This is a genomic window from Lapidilactobacillus mulanensis (assembly GCF_003946215.1).
In the GTDB taxonomy this organism is placed as follows: domain Bacteria; phylum Bacillota; class Bacilli; order Lactobacillales; family Lactobacillaceae; genus Lapidilactobacillus; species Lapidilactobacillus mulanensis.
Genome location: NZ_RHOW01000006.1, coordinates 1 through 22,480, shown reverse-complemented (window position 1 = coordinate 22,480; position 22,480 = coordinate 1). Strand labels below are relative to the sequence as shown.

16 protein-coding genes are annotated in these 22,480 nt (G+C 41.3%); all 16 read left to right on the top strand.

Annotated elements, in window-relative coordinates:
• Nucleotides 1-19: 19 nt before the first annotated feature.
• The gene (gene gyrA / locus EKM67_RS02425) at nt 20-2,668 is read left to right on the top strand and encodes a DNA gyrase subunit A (RefSeq protein WP_125576941.1); all 2,649 of its coding nucleotides are present in this window, start codon (nt 20-22) and stop codon (nt 2,666-2,668) included.
• A 204-nt stretch (nt 2,669-2,872) separates the two neighbouring features.
• A complete protein-coding gene (rpsF, locus tag EKM67_RS02420) occupies nt 2,873-3,175 on the top strand; it encodes a 30S ribosomal protein S6 (protein ID WP_125576939.1) in 303 nt (100 codons plus the stop codon).
• Nucleotides 3,176-3,203: 28 nt separating this feature from the next.
• Entirely contained in the window at nt 3,204-3,710 is a 507-nt protein-coding gene (gene ssb / locus EKM67_RS02415) for a single-stranded DNA-binding protein (protein ID WP_125576937.1), read from the top strand.
• Between the two features lie 47 nt (nt 3,711-3,757).
• Nucleotides 3,758-4,003, top strand: coding sequence for a 30S ribosomal protein S18 (rpsR, locus tag EKM67_RS02410; protein WP_125576935.1), 246 nt, complete (start codon nt 3,758-3,760; stop codon nt 4,001-4,003).
• A gap of 291 nt (nt 4,004-4,294) precedes the next feature.
• Complete coding sequence (locus EKM67_RS02405) at nt 4,295-5,533, top strand: zinc ribbon domain-containing protein (protein WP_125576933.1); 1,239 nt, start codon at nt 4,295-4,297, stop codon at nt 5,531-5,533.
• Nucleotides 5,534-5,568: 35 nt separating this feature from the next.
• Nucleotides 5,569-7,062, top strand: a complete 1,494-nt coding sequence (locus tag EKM67_RS02400; RefSeq protein ID WP_125576931.1) for a serine hydrolase — start codon at nt 5,569-5,571, stop codon at nt 7,060-7,062.
• 232 nt (nt 7,063-7,294) lie between these two features.
• Entirely contained in the window at nt 7,295-9,307 is a 2,013-nt protein-coding gene (locus EKM67_RS02395) for a DHH family phosphoesterase (RefSeq protein WP_125576929.1), read from the top strand.
• Nucleotides 9,308-9,339: 32 nt separating this feature from the next.
• Nucleotides 9,340-9,792, top strand: coding sequence for a 50S ribosomal protein L9 (gene rplI, locus EKM67_RS02390; protein WP_125576927.1), 453 nt, complete (start codon nt 9,340-9,342; stop codon nt 9,790-9,792).
• 80 nt (nt 9,793-9,872) lie between these two features.
• On the top strand, nt 9,873-11,255 hold the full coding sequence (dnaB, locus tag EKM67_RS02385) for a replicative DNA helicase (protein ID WP_125576925.1): 1,383 nt from the start codon (nt 9,873-9,875) through the stop codon (nt 11,253-11,255).
• A 167-nt stretch (nt 11,256-11,422) separates the two neighbouring features.
• Nucleotides 11,423-12,709: an adenylosuccinate synthase gene (locus tag EKM67_RS02380; RefSeq protein WP_125576923.1), complete on the top strand. Its 1,287-nt coding sequence runs from the start codon at nt 11,423-11,425 to the stop codon at nt 12,707-12,709.
• 573 nt (nt 12,710-13,282) lie between these two features.
• The gene (locus EKM67_RS02375; protein WP_125576921.1) at nt 13,283-14,356 is read left to right on the top strand and encodes a M42 family metallopeptidase; all 1,074 of its coding nucleotides are present in this window, start codon (nt 13,283-13,285) and stop codon (nt 14,354-14,356) included.
• A gap of 304 nt (nt 14,357-14,660) precedes the next feature.
• Nucleotides 14,661-17,849, top strand: coding sequence for a SpaA isopeptide-forming pilin-related protein (locus EKM67_RS02370; RefSeq protein WP_164506535.1), 3,189 nt, complete (start codon nt 14,661-14,663; stop codon nt 17,847-17,849).
• Between the two features lie 2 nt (nt 17,850-17,851).
• Nucleotides 17,852-19,408, top strand: coding sequence for a SpaH/EbpB family LPXTG-anchored major pilin (locus EKM67_RS02365; protein ID WP_125577037.1), 1,557 nt, complete (start codon nt 17,852-17,854; stop codon nt 19,406-19,408).
• A 2-nt stretch (nt 19,409-19,410) separates the two neighbouring features.
• Entirely contained in the window at nt 19,411-21,147 is a 1,737-nt protein-coding gene (locus EKM67_RS02360; protein ID WP_125576918.1) for a pilin N-terminal domain-containing protein, read from the top strand.
• A 3-nt stretch (nt 21,148-21,150) separates the two neighbouring features.
• Nucleotides 21,151-21,390 (top strand): LPXTG cell wall anchor domain-containing protein, encoded by a 240-nt coding sequence (locus tag EKM67_RS02355; RefSeq protein WP_125576916.1) that lies wholly within the window; start codon nt 21,151-21,153, stop codon nt 21,388-21,390.
• 111 nt (nt 21,391-21,501) lie between these two features.
• Nucleotides 21,502-22,356 carry a class C sortase gene (locus tag EKM67_RS10740; protein WP_164506534.1) on the top strand — a complete coding sequence of 285 codons (855 nt, stop codon included), beginning with the start codon at nt 21,502-21,504 and terminating at the stop codon, nt 22,354-22,356.
• The last annotated feature ends 124 nt before the right edge of the window (nt 22,357-22,480 follow it).

Here is a 22,480-nt window from a genome sequence, read left to right as displayed (position 1 = left end):
AAGGGGAGGTTGCGAATAAATGGCAGAGTTTGAAGATCGACGCATTGATACCGTTAATTTAGCTCGAACAATGCGCGATTCCTTTTTGGATTATGCAATGAGTGTTATTGTCGCACGAGCCTTACCAGACGTTCGTGATGGTTTAAAACCTGTTCATCGTCGAATTTTGTACGGCATGAACGAGTTAGGGGTCACACCCGATAAACCTTATAAGAAATCAGCCAGAATTGTCGGCGATGTCATGGGTAAGTACCATCCCCACGGCGACTCGGCAATTTATGAATCAATGGTCAGAATGGCGCAGGATTTCAGTTATCGTTATATGTTAGTCGATGGGCATGGTAACTTTGGGTCTGTCGATGGGGATGGCGCTGCAGCGATGCGTTATACCGAAGCGCGGATGAGTAAAATTGCCGTGGAAATGTTGCGCGATATTAATAAAGACACGATTGATTTTCAACCAAATTATGACGGTACTGAGCGAGAACCCGAAGTTTTGCCAGCACGTTTTCCTAACTTGCTGGTCAATGGTGCCACGGGTATTGCCGTTGGGATGACCACTAATATTCCGCCGCATAATTTATCCGAAGTTATTAGTGCCTTGCATTTGTTGATGAAAAATCCAGATGCGACGATTGCAGATCTGATGGAAGTAGTTCCTGGTCCTGATTTTCCAACTGGTGGGATCGTCATGGGTAAATCTGGCATTCGTCGGGCCTATGAAACTGGTAAAGGAACCATTATTCTTCGCGCAAAAACCGAAGTTACGACGTTGAAAAATGGTCGTGAGCGTATTATTGTTCACGAAATTCCTTATATGGTCAACAAGGCCAAATTAGTTGAACGTATCGCTGAATTAGCACGTGATAAGCGGCTTGACGGTATTATCGACTTAACGGATGAATCTGATCGTGACGGGATGCGCGTTGTCATCGATGTTCGTCGCGATACAAGCGCCTCGGTTGTTTTGAATAATTTGTTCAAAATGACGCCGTTACAAACAACTTTCGGATTTAATATGGTCGCGATCGTTAATGGGGCGCCTAAACAATTAAGTCTTAAAGAAATTTTGCAATATTATCTGAAGCATCAAGAACAAGTCATTCGTCGCCGGACTAAATTCGATTTGAAGAAGGCTAAGGCGCGTGCGCATATTCTTGAAGGTTTGCGGATTGCCTTAGATCATATCGATGAGATCATTCGGATCATTCGTAGTTCTGAGACCGGTGAAATTGCCAAGAACACGATGATGGATCGTTTCAAACTCAGCGATAAGCAGTCACAAGCTATCTTGGACATGCGTCTTGTACGTTTGACCGGTTTGGAACGCGACAAGATCGAAGCAGAATACACTGAGTTGATGAAAACAATTACCGACTTGGAAGATATTTTGGCGCGTCCAGAACGGATCGATCAAATCATTTATGAAGAATTATTAGAGATTCAAAAACGCTTCGGGGATGAACGTCGGACTGAATTATTAGTCGGCGAAGAATTAAGTCTCGAGGATGAAGATCTGATCGAAGAACAAGACGTCATGATTGTGTTAACTCACAATGGCTATGTTAAACGATTACCAGCGACAGAATTTAAAGTTCAAAATCGTGGTGGTCGTGGGATTCAAGGTATGGGCGTCCATGACGACGATTTTATCGAGCAATTGATCTATACGTCGACGCATGATACGTTGCTGTTCTTCACAAACACAGGCAAGGTTTATCGTGCGAAAGGTTATGAGATTCCAGAATATGGTCGGACGGCCAAAGGTTTGCCGATCATTAATTTACTCGGGATCGATACTGGTGAAAATGTTGAGACCGTGATCAATATTCATGACGTTGATAACGAAGACAGCTTATTCTTTATCACGCGTTTAGGTACGGTTAAGCGGACGACGGTTAGCGAATTTTCTAATATTCGTGCTAATGGCTTACGTGCGTTGACTTTACGTGATGGTGACGAACTGACTAATGTCCTGTTGACTGATGGGAAACAGAATATTTTGATCGGTACACACTTAGGTTATGCTGTGTCCTTCAACGAAGAAGCCGTTCGTTCGATGGGTCGGACGGCCGCTGGTGTTCGTGGTATTCGCTTGCGTGCGGATGATTATGTAATCGGTTCGGCTGTTTTAACACCTGATCAAGAAATTTTAACGATTTCTGAGAATGGTTATGGTAAACGAACGGCGGTTGCGGAATATCCGATCAAGGGTCGCGGTGGTAAAGGAATCAAGACTGCTAATATTACGGTTAAAAACGGACCATTAGCTGGTTTGGTTGCAGTAAATGGCAGTGAAGATCTGATGCTGATCACAACTGAAGGCGTCTTGATCAGATTCCCAGTTACAAATGTTTCTCAAACGGGTCGAGCAACTTTAGGTGTTCGTTTAATTAAAGTTGATAACGGGACTAAGGTTGCAACACTTGCAAAAGTCGATCATGAAGATCCGGATGCAGAAGTAGCGGATGAAACCAATTCTGATGCTCCTGCAGGATCAACTGTCGAAGGTCAAGCAGTTACTGATGATCAGGTTGAAATAACGGATGCTGAACGCACAACCGATTTGCCTGATGATGTTCAAGAATTAGTTGATCGTGCTGAAGCAGCCGATGAGACGGTGGATGATGACTCCGACGAATCAGATTCTGACGATTTAGATAATTAATTACAATCATCAAAAGTAAAACAGATCGTTTTGCCGTATATAAAAGTGTAACCAACTCAAGGTTTCTTTTAGTCGACAAAGCGATTTTATATTGTCTAAATAACTTATCTATGATAAACTAGTAGCTTGTGAGCAGATTTTTTTGACTGCTTGCTCCTTGTTCTTAGTAGATAAGAACCAATAGTCCAAAAGGAGGTGTAACACATGGCACAAGAATTTTATGAAGTTACTTATATCATCAAGCCCGATCTTGACGAAGAGTCAAAGAGTACTTTGATCAAACACTATGATGATGTTTTAGGTAGTGACGGTGCTGAAGTGGTTAGTTCTAAAGATTGGTCTAAGCGACGTCTCGCTTACGAAATCAAGAATTACCGCGAAGGTATCTATCATATCGTTAATGTTAAGGCTGATAACGCTAAAGCAATTAACGAATTTGATCGTCTTGCAAAGATCGATTCATCTGTTTTACGTCAAATGATCGTCAAACGTGATGACAAAAAATAATTTTTAGTGGTTGAAAGGGGATTTTTAAATGATTAATCGTGTAGTACTTGTTGGCCGACTAACTAAAGACGTTGAGTTGCGTTACACCGGTAGTGGTACTGCGGTTGCAACTTTTACGGTTGCCGTTAATCGCCAATTTACAAATGCCCAGGGAGAACGAGAAGCCGATTTTATCCAGTGTGTGATCTGGCGCAAGCCGGCTGAAAACTTCGCGAACTTTACGCATAAAGGTTCTTTAGTTGGTGTCGATGGTCGAATTCAAACGCGTTCATATGATAATCAACAAGGCCAACGTGTGTATGTCACCGAAGTTGTCGTGGATACTTTCTCATTACTTGAACCTAAAGGAAGTAGTACTGGTAGCAGCAGTTCAAATAGCAGCCACCCAACTAATTCCGGTTCTTCAAACAATTACTCAGCACCTCAGAATAATCAAAGTCAGGGTCAAAACAATCCGGCTGATTCGGCAACGAATGATCCGTTTGCAAACACTGGCGAACCAATTGATATTTCTGATGATGATCTACCATTCTAAACAATTAAAACAATCAAATAAAATAACGCTTGAAAGGAGGAACTAACATGGCTCAACAACAACGTCGTGGAGGTAATCGTCGTCGCCGTAAAGTCGACTTCATCGCCGCAAACCACATCGAATACATTGACTACAAAGACACAGAATTGTTGAAACGTTTTATCTCTGAAAGAGGTAAAATCTTACCACGCCGAGTAAGTGGCACTAGCTCGTTAAATCAACGTAAGCTAACCATTGCTATCAAGCGTTCAAGAATTATGGCTTTGCTACCATTCGTAGGCGAAGAAAACTAATATCATTTTAAGAGCTGCATTTTGCAGCTCTTTTTTAATACCTCAAAATGTGAATTAAGAAAATGATTTTACTCGTGCCAGCGCGGTTTAGTCATGACCAGAAGAACGCGATCGAAAAAGGGCTAAATTTTAGCGACGTATATTGATAGTATATTTATGCTTTTCGTCAACCAGATATTTTAATAAATATTCCGACTAAATTCAGAATAAATACACTATTAATTGTTCAGTCATGGTAAACTTAAAGTAATTTTAGTGACTTTTCCAGAATTAATACGAGGAGAAATAAATATGAATGATGATGATATTATTTATTGCACCCATTGCGGTGCCAAAAATTCGAGCGACGCGCAATTTTGTGCTCAGTGTGGTCAGCGGTTAGTTAAACCTGAAGCAGTCAGTGCACCATTGCAAGACAATGTGGATACAAATTCTGAACAATCAACTACGTCAACCGTGATGGCGGCTAAAGATCCAGAAATTGAAGATGATAAATCCAATCTGAATTTTGAAACGTCATCAGATTCATCTGATCAAGAAGATGAGACGACTAAACTCGATAGTGAAGATTCAGAAACGTCTACTGATCCATTCGAGCCTGATCACACTTCTGTAGATGAAAGTGAATCGGTCGATCAACCAACTGAACCTCAAACGACTGAAAATTCAGGTGAATCGGATCAGAACAAGGCTAACTTTGATTTTGCAGATGGTTGGGCGAAGTGTGTGGCTCTAGTCAAGAATAATGTGATCTTGGCAATTTTAGCAGCAATTATTTTAGTGTTAGGATTTATAGAAAGCTGGTTGCTCGGCTTCGTTTTGGCAGCAGTTCTCTTTATCGGTTCGTTGTATATCGCTCAGGAAAAAGGTGTCGGTCCTTTGGCACTTGAACAGCAATTAGCCCATTTATTTACGAAGCGACCAACATCGGCTGGCCAGCTGTCTATTACGCGGTTAATTGTATTGATAGGTAGTTTTATCGTCTTGCTCAGCACGTATGTCGGTCATTTAATCAATGTTGATTTAAGTTCGATCAGTAGTTTGTTTGGCAATGAAATTTCAGAACTTTTTTCATCATTAGGGCTCAGTTCTGCTGCGACTCAATTTATAGAAACAACAATTAACGGAACTTTTTACGCACAATTAAAAATGATCGGCCAAGCCGATAGCGAGTTAAAAAATTATTTGTTCCCAATTTTGCTACTCTTAGCGGCCGGTCCAATTTTGGTGATCGTCGGTCAATTTGTTAAAGCGCGCCAGGGTCAAATTTTAGCGTTTGTCGGCTCGATCGTGGCTGGAATTGTTTACTTTGGTGGATTTCAAGGCTTGAAACGTTTGATTGTTGACCAAGTGATCAAGGCCAGTGGTGCGGATTCTTCGACGATGCAATTATTTGGTGCGCAAGTTATTAATAGTGTGATCAAGGTTGGCTTGATGGGTTATCTGGCGGGAATTTGCATCATTGTGTTGATCGTCTTGACGGGTTATCAATTATTCCATCAGCAAACGCGTTCAACTAGTACTCACTAAATTAACGTGATAAAAGGGTAGACAGGGGTAAAAAAATGAAGTGTGAAAATTGTGGTCATCAGAATCCAGCAAATGCAAAATTCTGTGAAAATTGCGGGCAGCCACTCATTGAAAAAACCGTTTCGAGTACTCAAGCTTGTCCAAATTGTGGCGAGATCAATGATAGCCATAATAAATTCTGCGAAAAATGTGGGTTTGATTTGCGGAAGCAACAATCTACTGAAAAAGTTGAACCCGTAGTTGCCAGAAGAGTTACCAAATCAAAACCAGAAAAACAATCTTTAGCGGATCGTTTCATTGAAAAAGATGAATCGATTGCGACACCGTCTTCTGAGAATATCTCAAGATCTGAACAGTCAATGGCTGCTGGGTCCAATCAACAAGATGATCATTCTCAAAATACCAGCACTAAATCAACGGATCATTCGGCAATCACGAATACTTCGGCGGTATCAGGAAGTCATCAAGTTGAAAATCGACGAACAGGCCGTTCAAATAATCAAGAGAAGCATCGTCATACAGGGTTGTGGATCATTGCATTGCTTGTTTTGATCGTAGCTGCAGGCGGTAGCTATTATTTTTATCGTCATCAACAAAACAAACAAATTGCGGTCAGTCGGGTTGCCAAAGAGTCTAGTTCGAAATCCGTTGCCGAAAAGCAGAGCCGTTCTGAATCAAAAGCTGCTTCAAAAAGTAAGGCAGAAAAAGAATCATCTGCTAAAAAATCTGAGTTGAATTTTACAACGAGCGATATTGATGACCTAATTGGTTCAACGATTGGCCAAATGTCTGGTGTCAATTCTGTTTATGTTTCACCTGCGGATAGTTCGAAGACAGTCATCGAGAATAATCAGTCGCAACGTTCTGCAAGTAGTATCAAAGTGTTTATCATGGCAGCAGCTTACCAAATGGCTGAAGCGGGTACTTTTGATATGAGTGGTGTTTATACGGTGCAGGCGAGCGATAAAGTCGGTGGGACTGGTGTTCTTCAAAGTATGGCCAATGGCACGCAGCTAACGAATCAAGAATTGATCCGTCATATGATCATCGATAGTGATAATATGGCGGCTAATGTGATCATCGATCGTTTAGGCGGGTTAGATGCGGTCAATCAAGAAATTGAAGACTTAGGTGCAACGGACACGAGCTTAAACCGAAAGCTGATGGATCAAGATGCATTGAACGCTGGACGCGATAATATGACCTCGGTTAAAGATTTAGGGATGGTCATGAAACGAATCTATAATCAGAAGTTGATTTCCAAAGATGCGGATCAGAATATGTTGGCCATTCTCGCCCAAAATAACAACCATACGAAGCTTCCAGCTAAATTGCCGGCAACTATCAAGGTTTATAATAAAACCGGCGAATACGACGAATATGGCGTTCAAAATGATGCGGCCGTATTCGAGACGAACAAGGGTGCTTTAGTAGTCGTTGTTTTATCGCAGGATGGTGAACATGACGAACAGTTAGCAACCGAAGCCGATTTCGGTGAATCCTTATATGAACAAGTCTTCCAAGATTAATAGTAAAAAATAATCGTTTGTATTTTTAAATGACCTCCAAGAATTGGTACAGCCAATCTTAGAGGTTTTTTGAATTAAGGACCACATTTTTTGTTGGATCCTGAGCCATTTTCACTTTGCGGAAATGTCGATGCGTTTATGGTAAAATAGGCATAAGTAACCATTTGACACTTGGCGTGTATTTTGTCGCGTTGAGTCGTAATGTTCAACTTCGATGTCATGAAGGGATACTATGAAAAAAATAATGAGTTGGATCCGGAATTTGATCAGCATTCCCACTTTTTTCGCTGATGTGCAATTGCGGATCATTGCGTTAACCATCGTCGGAATCACAATTATTGCTAGTGTGATCGCGTTGATCATCACACCGGTTTTCGGCATTATCTTTTTAGTGGCAATGATTTTATTGATCGGCGTTATTTTTTACGGGTTTGAAATTCTTTCTAAGAACACGAATAAGTATGTTTCAGACCTCTCATATCGGATCAAGCGTGGTGAACAAGAGGCGCTGATCCAAATGCCGATCGGGATCATGCTTTTCGATCAGAACGAAAAAATTCAATGGATCAATCCCACTTTACAGAAATATTTGGGTGATCAGAGTGTTTTAGGCCGTAAACTTAAGGAAGTCGATCCTGATTTAGCTGACCTTGTGACCCAACATAAAGATGACGAAGTGACCAAAGTCGTCGATTGGGGAAATTGCAAGTTTGAAATCACCGTTCAAGAAAAAGTCGGCGCGTTATATCTACTTGATGTGACGAGATCGGCTAGGATCGAACAGCTTTTCAATGATCAGCAGGTCGTGATCGGTCAGATTTTTATTGATAATTATGACGAGATCACGCAAGCTATGGATGATCAGAGTGTTTCTAATCTGAGTAATTATTTGACGAATCGGCTGACCGATTGGGCGACGAGTTACCAAATGTTCTTGAAGCGAGTCGATGAAGATCATTTCTTCGTGCTTGCCTATGCCAAGGCTTTGACTCGTGCTGAAGAGAATAAGTTTAAGATCCTTGATAAAATTCGCGAGGACACTTCTGTCCAAAACTTTCCGGTAACCTTGAGTATTGGGTTTGCCTATGGTAGTGAAGATTTGGCGGAATTAGCGGTCACTTCTCAAGGTAATTTAGATTTAGCACTCGGACGTGGTGGTGACCAAGTTGTCGTACGTGCGAAAGGTCAACAGGCCCATTTTTACGGTGGCAAAACGAATCCGATGGAAAAGCGAACTCGTGTGCGTGCACGGATGATCAGTCAGGCGTTGCAAGGTTTATTTGCACCAGCGCATGACATCTTTGTTATGGGACACAGTCGCCCGGATATGGATGCTGTCGGTGCTTCCTTGGGGATTCGCCGGATCGCGCAAATGAATGGGATCCAGTGTCATATTGTCTTAGATCAGAACTCGATCCATACGGATGTTCAACGTTTAGTCAAAGAGATTCAAGAATATCCCGAAATTAACGATAGTATTGTTTCTCCAGAGGTAGCCTTGAGCATGGTCAATAGTGAAAGTATGTTGATCATGGTCGATCACTCTAAGCCATCGATCTCGATCAGCCCCGAGCTTTATGAGCGGCTCAAGCAGCGTGTTGTGATCATTGATCATCATCGTCGTGGTGAAGAATTTCCCGAGAATCCAATGCTAACTTATATTGAGCCTTATGCCTCTTCAACTTGTGAGTTGATTGCCGAAATATTCGAATATCAACCGACGGATGTCGATCCGTTGAACAAAATTGAAGCGACTGCAATGCTTGCTGGTATTTCTGTGGATACCCGTTCGTTTGCGCAACGGACAGGAACACGAACATTTGACGCGGCGAGTTATTTACGTTCGGTCGGTGCCAATAACGCAATGGTTCAGCAATTGCTCAAGGAAAATCCAGATGAATTCATACAGCGAAATCATTTGATTGACAATTTAGAAATGGTCACCAATAATATTGCTGTTGCATTAGGCGAAGAAGATCAGACTTATGATCCAGTCATTGCCGCTCAAGCAGCCGATACCATGCTGAAATTATCCGGGATCGATGCTTCGTTTGTCATCAGTCGACGTCCAGATGGGGTCGTCGGGATTTCCGCTCGAAGTGTTGGCGAGGTTAATGTTCAAGTGATCATGGAACAAATGGGCGGTGGCGGTCATTTATCGAACGCCGCGACTCAACTCAAGGGAATTTCTGTTGCACAAGCTAAGAAACAATTGAACGATATTATTACCAAAAAACCAGCCTAATTTATTAATTAATTTACTTGGAGGTAGTTACAATGAAAGTTATTTTTCTCGAAGATGTTCGTGGTAAAGCTAAACGTGGCCAGGTCAAAGAAGTTCCCGATGGTTATGCGCGTAATTTCTTGATCAAGGGTGGCAAAGCTCAGTTGGCCACACCACAGGCAATCAGACAATTACAAGCGCAACAAAAGGCCGAAGAAAAAGTGGCTGCCAACGAAAAAGCTGAAGCTAAACAAATCAAAGAAAAACTTGAAGCCGATGAAACCGTCGTTGCAATTAAATCAAAAGCGGGTTCAGACAGCCGATTATTCGGCTCCGTTCCTAGCAAACAAATTGTGACTGCACTTGAGGATCAATTCGGTATTAAAATTGATAAGCGCAAGTTGAATTTACCAGAACCAATCAAAGCGTTAGGTTATACGAATGTTTCTGTTAAACTTTATAACGGCGTTAACGCAAAGATTCGAGTTCATATCACCGCAGAATAAAATAGAACGTTAATCGAAAGTTTGGCGAATTTGAGCCAGACTTTTTACTAGGTCACAGTGGGTTAAGCCGAGAGGGATACATGGATAATTTACAAAATCAATTGCCACCACATAGTGAAGAGGCAGAACAGTCAGTCATTGGGTCAATATTCTTGCGTCCAGATACGATCATTGATGCCATGGAATTTTTGGTTCCCGATGATTTTTATCGTCGTGCAAATCAAATCATTTTCCAAGCGATGATCAATATCAACGAGCGCCAAGATGCTATTGATGTGGTTACAGTGCGTAGTGAATTGGAGAGTCGTCATCAGTTCGATGATGTAGGTGGCGCGACTTATATCGCGGAACTCGCGGCTAATACGCCGTCATATCGCAATATTACCTACTATGCGAAAATCGTCGAAGAAAAATCGATGTTACGCCGTTTGATCGGTACAGCTACGCATATTGTCAATCAAAGTTACCAACAAGATGACGATGCTTCGACGATCTTGGATGATGCTGAGAAGCAGATCATGGATGTGAGTCAGAATCGCAATCGCAATGGGTTTAAGCAGATCAGTGATGTGTTGCTTGAATCTATGGCTAACATCGATAATTTAACGCAACAAGACAGCAGTATTACTGGTTTATCGACCGGTTATGCCGCCTTGGACAAAATTACAGCCGGCTTACACGAAGATGAGTTAATTATCTTAGCAGCGCGTCCTGGTGTTGGTAAAACTGCATTTGCATTGAATATTGCCCAGAATATTGGAACGAAGAACGCCGATGTATCGATCGCAATTTTTAGTTTGGAAATGGGGGCTGAGCAATTAGTCAACCGAATGATTTGTGCGGAGGGAAATATCACCGCGGATCATTTACGGACGGGTCAATTAACCACCGAAGAATGGGATCACTTGATGGTTGCCATGGCCAGTTTATCCAAAGCTAAAATTTATATCGACGATACGCCGGGAGTTAAGATGGCAGAAATTCGGGCGAAATGTCGTCGACTGCAGCAAGAGCAGAAAGATCTTGGCTTGATCGTCGTCGATTACCTGCAACTGATCGAAGGTAGCGGTCAAGAAAACCGTCAACAAGAAGTCTCAGCAATTTCCCGTCAATTGAAAAAACTCGCCAAAGAATTACACGTGCCAGTCGTTGCACTATCACAATTATCGCGTGGTGTGGAACAACGGCAAGACAAACGACCAGTGCTTTCTGATATTCGTGAATCGGGTTCAATCGAGCAGGATGCCGACATCGTTGCATTTCTCTATCGGGAAGATTATTATCGACCTGAAGATGCGGATGGTGATGGCGGCGCACCACAGCCACAAGACGAAGGTGAGCAAGACGTCGGGCCAGTCGAAGTCATTATCGAGAAGAACCGTTCTGGTGCCCGCGGAACTGTGCCACTATTGTTTGTAAAATCCTATAATAAATTTGCATCTGTTTCTAATCGCGACGAATAAAAAAATTATTTCCCAGGAAATATTAAATCAGCAGCAAAAACGACAATGTTCGTTTTTTACTGCTGATTTTTCTTTGTGTTTGCGCTATATTCAATTTTGACATTGAAAATAGTAACTATCAATGTTAGAATTCAATTTGGTGTTAATAAATAAAGGGAGTTGCTAATATGTCTGGAACGGTTGTTGTGGGTACTCAATGGGGCGATGAAGGCAAAGGTAAAATCACGGACTTTTTAAGTCAGGGAGCCAATGTTATTACACGTTATCAGGGAGGAGATAATGCTGGTCACACAATCAAGTTGGAAGGCAAGACTTATAAATTGCGGTCGATTCCTTCTGGCATTCTTTATTCTGATAAGTTGTGCGTGCTTGGCAATGGTGTTGTTCTGAATCCTAAATCATTGGTTGAAGAAATTGCCCGTGTGCAGGCACAAGGCTTGAGCACTGATAATCTCGTGATTTCGGATCGCGCTCATTTGATTCTGCCATATCATATTGCTTTGGATAAAGCTGAAGAAAATTACCGTAAGGATAATAAAATTGGCACGACCAATCGGGGCATTGGACCAGCGTACATGGACAAAGCCGATCGTTCAGGAATTCGCGTGACCGATTTATTAGACCGCGATACTTTTGAAAAAAAATTAGCAACGAATCTTAAATTTAAAAATGAATTACTGACTAAAATTTATGGTGTTGAGCCATTAAGCTTCGACGATATTTTCGAGGAATTTTATCAATACGGTCAACAATTAAAACCATACGTGACTGACACTTCTTATTTGCTTAACAACAAACTCGAAGATGACCAGAACTTATTGTTCGAGGGCGCTCAAGGGATTATGCTTGATCTCGATCAGGGAACTTATCCTTATGTGACCTCTTCTAATCCAGCGGGTGGCGTTTCAGTCGGCGCCGGGATCGGACCAAAGGCAATCGACCATGTTGTTGGTGTTGCCAAGGCTTATACATCGCGTGTGGGTTCTGGCCCATTTCCAACGGAGCAGTTGAATGAAACGGGCGACTACATTCGCGAAGCCGGCCATGAGTTCGGTGTTGTGACGAAACGGCCACGGAGAATTGGTTGGTTCGATGCTGTTGTGGTCAATCATTCGAAACGCGTGGCAGGGGTCACTGAACTCTGCCTCAATTCAATCGATGTCTTAACGGGACTCGAAACGGTTAAAATTTGTGTGGCTTATCGATTGGATGGTAAGCTGATCAAATATTATCCTGCTAGTCTTGCAGACCTGGCTAAATGTGAGCCCGTTTATGAAGAACTCCCTGGTTGGCAAGAGGATATTACGTATGCACAACAACTTTCTGATTTACCTGCCAATGCGCAAAATTATCTCCGCCGAGTTTCAGAATTAGTGGGGCTACCATATGCCACATTCTCAGTTGGACCTGATCGCGAGCAAACAATCGTTATGAAGGATATTTGGAAAAATTAAGCATTAAAAAAGGCCATGAATGGTTGAATTTCTCTAACGAGTTAGAGTGATCAACCATTCATGGCCTTTTGATATGTAATGGAGATGCAAGTCTGTTTTCAAAACGCCTAAGCGCCAGCAAACTTCATCTCCTGGGTTTGGCACCCAAGACAGTATACCATATGCTTTTTGAAAATAAAATCCTTGGGTTTAATAAAATTAAGATTTTTTTATTTGTGAATTTCGAAAATCTAGGGTGATTTGCATTTTTTAATCGGTCACATCTGACCGATTTTGGCCTAAATGTTTTAAAATTTTGTGCTAAATACGAGTTTTACCTTGAAAAATTCAGGTTTAATTTAAATTGTTTCTCAAACAGACTTAAAGAAAGACCGTCGGCATAGTCATTTGAATGTTTCACGTGGAACTACTTTCTTAAAACGTTATTTCCGGGGCGTTTATTCACAAACAGGCGTGCAAAAAACTAATCTGTTTATTTTTTTCCTGGTCGATTGTTTTTATTCTACAAAGCAGTTATGATATTTAAGGTAAGCAATGTTTCACGTGAAACACGAAAAATAAGGAGCTGAAAATATGGATAAAAAAGAAGCAGTGAAATTAATTCAAGATCTTTCCAACGTACGTGGAATTTCTGGGTTCGAAGATGAAGTCACTTCATTATTTAAACAAGAAGTTGCGGGTAGTGGTGAAATTGCCGAAGATCATATGCGCAACGTTTTCGTTAAGCATCCATTCAATAATGGCAGTCGTCCGGTGGTCGAGTTGGATGCGCACTCCGATGAAGTTGGGTTCATGATTCGTGCAATCAAGCCAAATGGCCAAATGATGTTCGTCAACGTCGGTGGTTGGGCAACAGTGACAATTCCCGCCCAAAAAGTTAAAATTCGCAATAAAAAAGGACAATGGGTTTCTGGAATCGTCAGCAGTACACCACCGCATTTTATGACAGCGGAAGAACGCACACGTTTGCCGAAAACGACGGAGCTCAGTATTGATGTAGGTGCTTCTAATGCCCAAGAAATTCGCGACGTTTACGAAATCGAAGTCGGTGCACCGGTTGTTCCTGATGTAACGTGCGAATATAATGAGCAGACCGGTCTCTTCCTTGGCAAGGCATTCGATAATCGAATCGGGACGGCTTTGTTAGCTTCAACGATGAAAGACATGGCTGCAGAAAAATTAGGCGTTGATGTCATTGCCGGTTTATCTTCTCAAGAAGAAGTTGGTGATCGTGGCGCAGAAGTTGTTGTTCGCAAAATCAAACCCGATTTGGCCATCGTTTTCGAAGGTGCTCCTGCGGATGATACAGTCATGCCAGATTATCTCATTCAATCCGGCTTGCGCAAAGGACCAATGCTACGTGATTTCGATTCGACTATTGTGACGAATCCACATTTTCAAAAGTTCGCGTTAGATATCGCCGCTGAAAAGCAAATTCCAGTTCAACGTTCGGTTAGAACTGGTGGTGGACAAGATGGTGCAATCATTAATCGTTACAACGGTGCGCCCACAATTGTGATCAGTGTACCCGTTCGTTATGCCCACACGCCATATTGTTTTATCGCGTATGAAGATTACGAAAGTGCGTTACAGCTTGCCAAAGAAATCTTACGTCAATTGAACGCAGAAGTTCTGGCAAAGTTTTAATTTAAGACTTGATAAATAAATACGTGTTTCGAAGCGTCGACTAAAAATAGTCGGCGCTTTTTTATATAGAAGGAATTTTTTAGTCGAAAAAAATGACGTGCGTTACATAACCATCGTTGTTTAACTATAATAAATAATTAATAAAATATATAAGTTATATAATAGATATTTATTGCCTTCTCTCCAGACTGCAAGTTATGATGAATTCGTAGTATCGGAGTGGTTCACGCAGAAAGGGAGTGGGACAATGTGGAAACGGAGTAGGACAAAGACAAATAGATGGCGGAAAGAGTCAGCTTTTATCATGCTTTTCGCTGTTTTAATGCCTCTCGTCCAACTTGTTTTTAGTAGTATCGATCAGCACCGTAACGTAGTCGCAACTGATTCGACGGTCTTGGTGGATAACGATAAGGTCAAGGTGAGCGTTGGTAACGAACTGGTTGCTGATGAAGTGGCTTGGACTTTTCGACTAGAACAAAAGCAGAGTATCGAAACACAGCGGCAGTTGAAGATTCAATTGAAATCTGGTGAAACAAAATATCCACTAGAACAATTGCAATCAACGACTGTTTTAGAAAATTGGCAAAATGGGAGTGAGGATGATCAGGATTGGCTGATCACTAAGGAATTTACTGGTGAGCAAACTGATCAGGAATTAAAAATCACATTGCCATATGAAGTCAGTCAACAATTGTCCATTCAGGTGCAAATGGACGAGCAAACGATCATCCCGACAAGTTCGCCTAGCGAATCATTGGCAAACACACAGCCAGCGAACGCACAGGTACCTGTTGAGAAAAAGTTGACACAAAATGTGTTGACCGCAAAAGATTCAGGTCCATATCAATTGACGGACCTTGTCCCAGAACGGCAAGAAACTGAGGCTGAAGTGGAAACACCAGCCGAAACAGAAACGCCTGATACAGAAGAGAGTACAGAATCTGAAGCTGCAGAGGACCCTGACCCTGAAACGGAAGCAGAAGTAGACACTGAAGAATCTTCTGAAGCGGAAACAGCTGGGACATTGGCAAACGATACTCTTCCAAGGTTAGACGGTCAAACGGAAGGTCGGAATTTAATCATTGCAGATAATGTCTACGCTAACCTGCAGATTAATGCCGGCGGAAGAATGTATACAAAAGATAATCCGACTGAAACCCACGATGCAAATAGGGCCTATGCACCTACAGATAATCCATACAACGGTGTCAACAACTTGAACACTATGTATCAGAATTTTCGTAGTTTGGGTGCCGGTGGTAAGGCAAAATCATTGATTTACGGCGCACAAACTTTTGCTAGTCAGGACGGTCACACTTTAATGAATGGTGCTGTCAAGGAAACTATTGAGCTTGATTACGATAAAGTTGGTTACTATGACAGTGGTACTGAGGATAATCCATCATTAAAATCGGTTGGAGCTCGTGTTGAGATCACGAACATCACGGTTGGTCCACAGCCTTCATGGGGAGGCCGCGATAATGTACCGTATATTGAATTCTCAAACAATCTTTTTTCTGGAGTCCTTTATGGATTTATCAAAAAAATGGACATCGAATTTACATTCTATGATACGGATTCACAGGCGGTTATTAGATTTACAGAGGGTAATGATGCCAATATTTCGTTTGCTTCTCTAAATGCATATCGTGGCGTACACACTTCACAAAATGGAGGTGCTCTTCCAGAGGATCAATGGGGAACTAATCCAGGTGTGGATTTAGAGCATGCATTTGAATTCGCTGGGTTCTTAGCTGATAAGACAGACATCGGTGTTACGTCTACTGGAACACTTTTGAAACATAACTCTCTTTCTGCTTCAGCAGACTATGCAAACGGAACCTATTATGCAGAGAGAGCTGATGAAAGAGATAAGATTGGTGACACCGAACGCATACCAGATTTCACAGATAAACTCGGTGGTGAGACTTACCATAAGGCTGCTGTTGCTTTCCCAATAGTTGGTTCAACGCATAGTTTTAAATTTGGGTCGACTTGGGGACGGGCATGGAATACGTTTGCCAGTAGTTCCTCGACTCCGGTGAAACAAAACATGCCAACAAAAACAGTGCAACCAATCAACGAATACATGGCGGGCGATGAATGGGACAGTCCATCAGGTGCCGATACCATTTTCAAGCATCGTTATTATAATGATTTAGACGTGATGAATCCATGGGAATTGCCGACGTCAGCTCGTGTTGAAGGACATGATATTGATGATCCTGAGAATTTAGCGCCTGGTGTTCCAACGTTTGAAAAGCGTTATGTTGAAAAAGATAAAAACTATTATTATTTTATTAACCAAGAGACAATTCATATTGGCGGTCAAAGCTTAGTTGTACCGTCGAAATATATGATTGATGACAAGCTCCCAAAAGGCGTAGAACTTGACGGTGGATTGGCTGGCATTGTCGTTTACGACTTATTCGGAAAAGAGATTGGGAATGCCCTTTCTGAGCAGTCGTCTATCACTGGTAATAATTTAAAACTTGTTCTATCGGAATCTGCAACTAAAACCATTAATGATCAATCGAAAGTCGAAATTGATTATGGTAAAGATTTTAGTATTCGATTATTAATTAAGGTGAATGGTGAAGCAGAAGAAATGGTTAATCAGGCGTCTACAACCTTTGAGTATGCGTCTGAAGAAGAATCATTTCAAGTGGCAACGAATAATGTCAAAATTCGTTTAGGTGAGCCTGATCCAGAAACAACGGATATTGAATTTACCAAGGTTGATGAAGGCAAAGGAATTTTACCAGATGTCGAATTTAAAATTTTTAACACCGATGAGGATGGGGAGCAGATTGGTGAAGCTATTCATACAGTTTACTCTGGAACTGATGGCGTCGTTAGGTTTGAAGGTCTGTCACCAGGAGTTTACATTGTTTCAGAATCTAAAGCGTTGAATGGTTATAGTGCTTATGCTGATTTCGAGGTAACAATTGCTGATAACCTCACGGTAACAGGTTTACCAGAGAATGAGGAGGTTGTTAACAAGCGCAAACCGTTTGAACTTAACCTCATAAAAAAAGATTCCCAGTCTGGGCAAGTATTAGAGGGTGCTGAATTCACATTAACGGAAGATGCTGGGGATGGAAGTACAACTCAAATACTAACGACTGATGAAAAAGGCAATATCTTATTTGCTGGTTTAGATTGGCGGAAAATTTATCGAATTACTGAAACGAAAGCGCCCGACAATTATCGTGAATCTGATATTATTTATCAGCTTGAATATGATCAGAAAAACGATACTTGGAAGGTTTCTCAAGTTTTGGCTAATGGGGATCTGGATTTGATCGAAAAAGGAACTTCCGGAGAACTTAAAATATCAGCCGAATTAACTGTCGAGAATGATCCATTCATGCCGTTACCGCAAACTGGTGGTTCTGGTCGCATGATGTTTTGGATCATCAGTGGCATCTTGTTAGTCATTGCTTCCGGATACTTTATCTGGCGACAACGGCAAGTTAAGGGGGTGGAGTAAGTATGAATAGGCGAAAAATAATTAATTCTGTAATGATTGCGATCATCACAGCACTCAATTTATTCACCTTACTTTCACCGCAACAAGCCAAATCCGCAACGACAGATGGGCAAGTGACGGTTAATCTGCACAAGCTGGTCTTTGGACCTGGTCAATTACCAAATAAAATTCAAAACGATGGAACGACCGCGACTGCGGAGTTATTGAAAAACGGGACACCTTTGGCTGATGTCACTTATCAGGCATACAATGTCACCGAAGCCTTCTACCAGATGCGCCAGGAGGACTCTGACGCGTCGATAGAAGAGATTTACGACAAACTTGACCCGAGTGTTGGCGAACAAGTTGGAATTGATAAGGTGACAGATGAAGAGGGTTTAGTGCAATTTGTACTCTCCGAACAAACGTTAATTGATGGTGAGCCTCGAAACAGTGTTTACCTTTTCCACGAGGCCAATGCACCAGAAACAATTACAGTTAAAGCACCAGATATGGTGTTAGGTTTGCCAGCTTATCGATTCGATACGATCTCGCAAACTTATACAAATGAACGATTAACGGACATTCATCTGTATCCGAAAAATGAGGATCCGCCAACCCTAGATAAGATCGTCGATTCTGATCGTGATGATTTCGGCTATGGTGACGCAATTCCGTACAAAATCACGACACTTGTACCGGCAGTCATTGACGAATTAGAACAGTATTATTTGGTGGATATTGCGGATGAAAATCTGGAATTAATTCCTGATAGTTTGAAAGTTGCGATTGAAGATCTTCCGGAAAGTCAACAACCATATGAAATCACTTTTGATGGAGAAGATAATTTCCGGATCGATTTCAAACCAAGTGAATTAAAAGATTATGCGAATAAAGAAGTTACGATCACTTATCAAATGAAGTTGAAACCGGGTGCGCCTGCCGATCAATGGCTGATCAACGAGTCGCACATTTACTTGAATGCTTTTCGAGTGGATTCTGAAGCGCGCGTCATTACTGGTGGCAAGCGTTTCGTGAAGACCGATTTAACAGATAGTGATCGCCAATTAGCGGATGCCACGTTTGTTGTTAGAAACAGTGCCGGCGAATATTTAAGCTTACAAGATGACGCCTATGAATGGCTCAACGTGAGTGGTGATGTTTCAGAAAAATATGAAGCCGAAAATTTAACGACACTCACTTCTAATGCGTCGGGAAAATTTGATATCGAAGGGTTAGCTTATAACGACTATCAATTAGTCAAAGTTAAGGCGCCTGCGGGTTACGTCAAATTAACAGATCCAATCGACTTTTCCGTAGATGAAAATACCTATCAAAATGGCGCAGTTCAAGCACCAGAACAAGTAGTACACAACATTCCTGAAACTGTGATCGAACCACCGATTATTTCTGAACCACAATTACCAGAATCGGGCAGTCAAAAACCAGGATTAGGTGGATTTTTACCACAAACGGGCGAAATGCAATCGACGTTATTAGTTTTGATTGGATTGATCATTATCGCTGTCGCAGGATACTTTTATAAACGGCAACAAAACAAAAAAGGAAAAGGGGCATAAGAATGAAGAAGAAAATAAATCATCGGCTGTGGTCGATCTTTAGCTTAATTGCATTACTATTTCCACTGATTGCAAGCGTTGGCCAGGCATCAACGGTTGTGGCAGCGACAGTAGAAACCGCGAAAGTAACATTGCACAAACGAGTAGGGGTTACAGGTAATCACCAAAATACAGGTTCTGTAATGGATTTCGATGGTACCGCGCTAAATGGTGTCACGTTCCAAGCCTTTGATGTTACGGAAGAGTATTATCGCTTACGTGGACAAGCAGATCATGTAAATACGCCAGTTGAAGAAATTTATGACTTATTGAAGAGCTCTGCCAATATTACTCAAGGTACTCCTCCTTCAATTACTTATGGGGCAAATACTTTAGGTGGTGCATATAAGGGTTCCCAGACAACTGCAGGGGAAGGTACCGCAGTATTCGGCGAATTGCCTAAGAAAAGTGGTGGTAAGGATGCTGTCTACCTATTCCATGAATCTGATAGTCCTGAAACCGTGACTGATAAAGAAGATGTGGTTCTTGGATTCCCAGTTTATGAATTTGCAGGTGGAGTCTATACGGATAATGAATTATCAGACATTCATCTTTATCCTAAAAACGAACAGGCATCAGGTGGTATGGAATTAGTTAAGACTACTGATACGTTGGCTGGAAAGAATATACCAGTTGCTGGGGCGACATTTGTTATTCATCGTATTCGCGACAATGTTGAACAATGGGTTACAGGTATTGATGATAGCAACGGAGAAATTATCTGGGGCACAAAAGGTAATGCGTTTGAATTTGTAACTGATGCAGCTGGTAAATTTATAACTACACCATATACGGTTCTTGATGAAAATGGTGTAGAAATTAGTAGTCACAATTTTAAATTTGCAGCCGGAGATTATTTGGTATCTGAAATTGCTGCGCCTACAGGCATGGTGATTCCTGAAAGTGCTATCAATCACCCATTTACGATTGATCCTAACACAAATACAGCAGAAAAAATTGAAATCAAAAATGATACGCCAGATATTGAGAAGGAATTAGATGTTGATAATAATGATTTCACAGTGGGTCAAGAAATTCCATTCAAGATTAATTTCTTGGTTCCTAGCGGTATTGCAGACACGACTACGCCAACATCGGGAGTATACAGATATACTGAATTTAACATTGTAGATACTCCATCTGATAATTTAGCATATGTGGCTGGTCAAACTGCAACGTTATGGGCAGGTGAAACACAAGTTACTGACCTTGACTTCCGAATTGTCCCATCTGCTACTGATGGCGGATTCACAGTGTATTTTAATGATGATGAGGATTCAACGACACCGGATCTTGCAATATTAGGTAAGTATGCGAGTCAAACTCTAACATTGAAGTTTAACATGGTATTGACTTCAAATGCAGTTCCTGATGAAAAGGAAGAAAATAAACCAACCTTGAACTGGACAAATGATAGTACAAAAGGATACAAAGATGGTGATGAAGTTGAAGTAATCACTTATGGTCATAAGTTTTCTAAGATTGATGCCGTAACTGGTGCAACTTTGAATGGCGCACAATTTGTTGTTCAAAAAGGTGAGGGTTCCGATGCGCTTTATTGCACAGGAGATATTGAAAACCTTTGGGTAGCAGCTCCAGATGATGATGAAGACGAAACATGGGAAAATCTTGGTGTTAAAATCTACACATCAGATGCAGATGGTCTTGTGACTGTTTCAGGATTAGCTGCAGGAGATTAGCAATTGCGAGAAATTGCAACTTCTAATGATAAGTATGTCTTACCTGAAGGCACATTTGGATTCACAGTTATTCCTGAAGGATTCGATAAGGATAAAAATATCCAAGATATCGAAAACTTTGAAAAAGGACGTTTACCAAGCACTGGTGGTATGGGCCGCATGATCTTCATGATCATTGGTCTTGGTGCAATGCTTGCAGTTGGTGCGTATTATCTGAAACGTCGTCAACAACGACAAGCATAATTTTTCGACATCGATCGAAGAATCTGAAACGTATTGCAAACAAATTTTCACCACAAATTGACGCTGAGTTACTGGCGTCAATTTGTTACATAGTTGTGAGGGGGAATAGTTGTGGTAAAGAAGAAGCAACAAAAGTCGAGAAAGATTGTCAATATTATTATGGTCATCGTGTTTGTTGCTGGTATCTGTATCGCGCTGTATCCCTACATCAGTTCGGCGATTCGTGACTATAATGACCAGCGAATTGTTCGTCAATACCAAGAAAAAGCGAAAAAAGAAAATAAAGCCGCTGCAGATAAAATACTGGCGAAACAAAAAAGAGAGAACGAAAAGCTTGCCAAAGAAGGAAACAATCCTGGCGTCGCGAATTACAACGAGAGTGTCGAAAGTGATAAGGAAAAGCAACAACCACAATCTTATTTCGATAAGCACATGTTGGGTAGCCTGACTATTCCCAAGATCAAAGTTAATTTACCGGTGTTCGATCAAACCAATGATACCTTGTTAAATAAAGGTGCAACATTATTGGATGGCACTTCTTATCCAACGGGTGGCAAGAACACACATGCTGTTATCTCAGCACATCGAGGATTACCATCAGCAGATATGTTCGATGATTTGCCTAAGCTGAAAATTGGTGACCAATTTTTTCTAGAGATAGGGAAGAAGAAGCTCGCGTATCAGATTGAATCTACAAAAATAATCGAGCCAACAGATACTTCAGATTTAGTTATCAAGCCAAATCGCGATCTGGTCACCTTAATGACTTGCACACCATACATGATCAACTCACATCGACTGATTTACACCGCAAAGCGAATTCCCTATCCTAAATCAGCCAAGAAGCAAATTGAAACTGTTCAGGATGGGAAGACCTGGTTAATCTTCCTCTGGATATTAGGAGCTGCTGTGTTAGTTGGTGTGATTGTACTTGGATATAAAAAGATTTCCCAGCGAAAGAAATAGAATTATTTCCCGGGAAATAATTCAAGTACCAAAAAAGGAGCCCTCATGATTATTTCCGAGAGTGTCAAGAATTTTGTGTAAATGAGTAACTCTTATTTGCATGATTAAATGACCAATTTCAAAA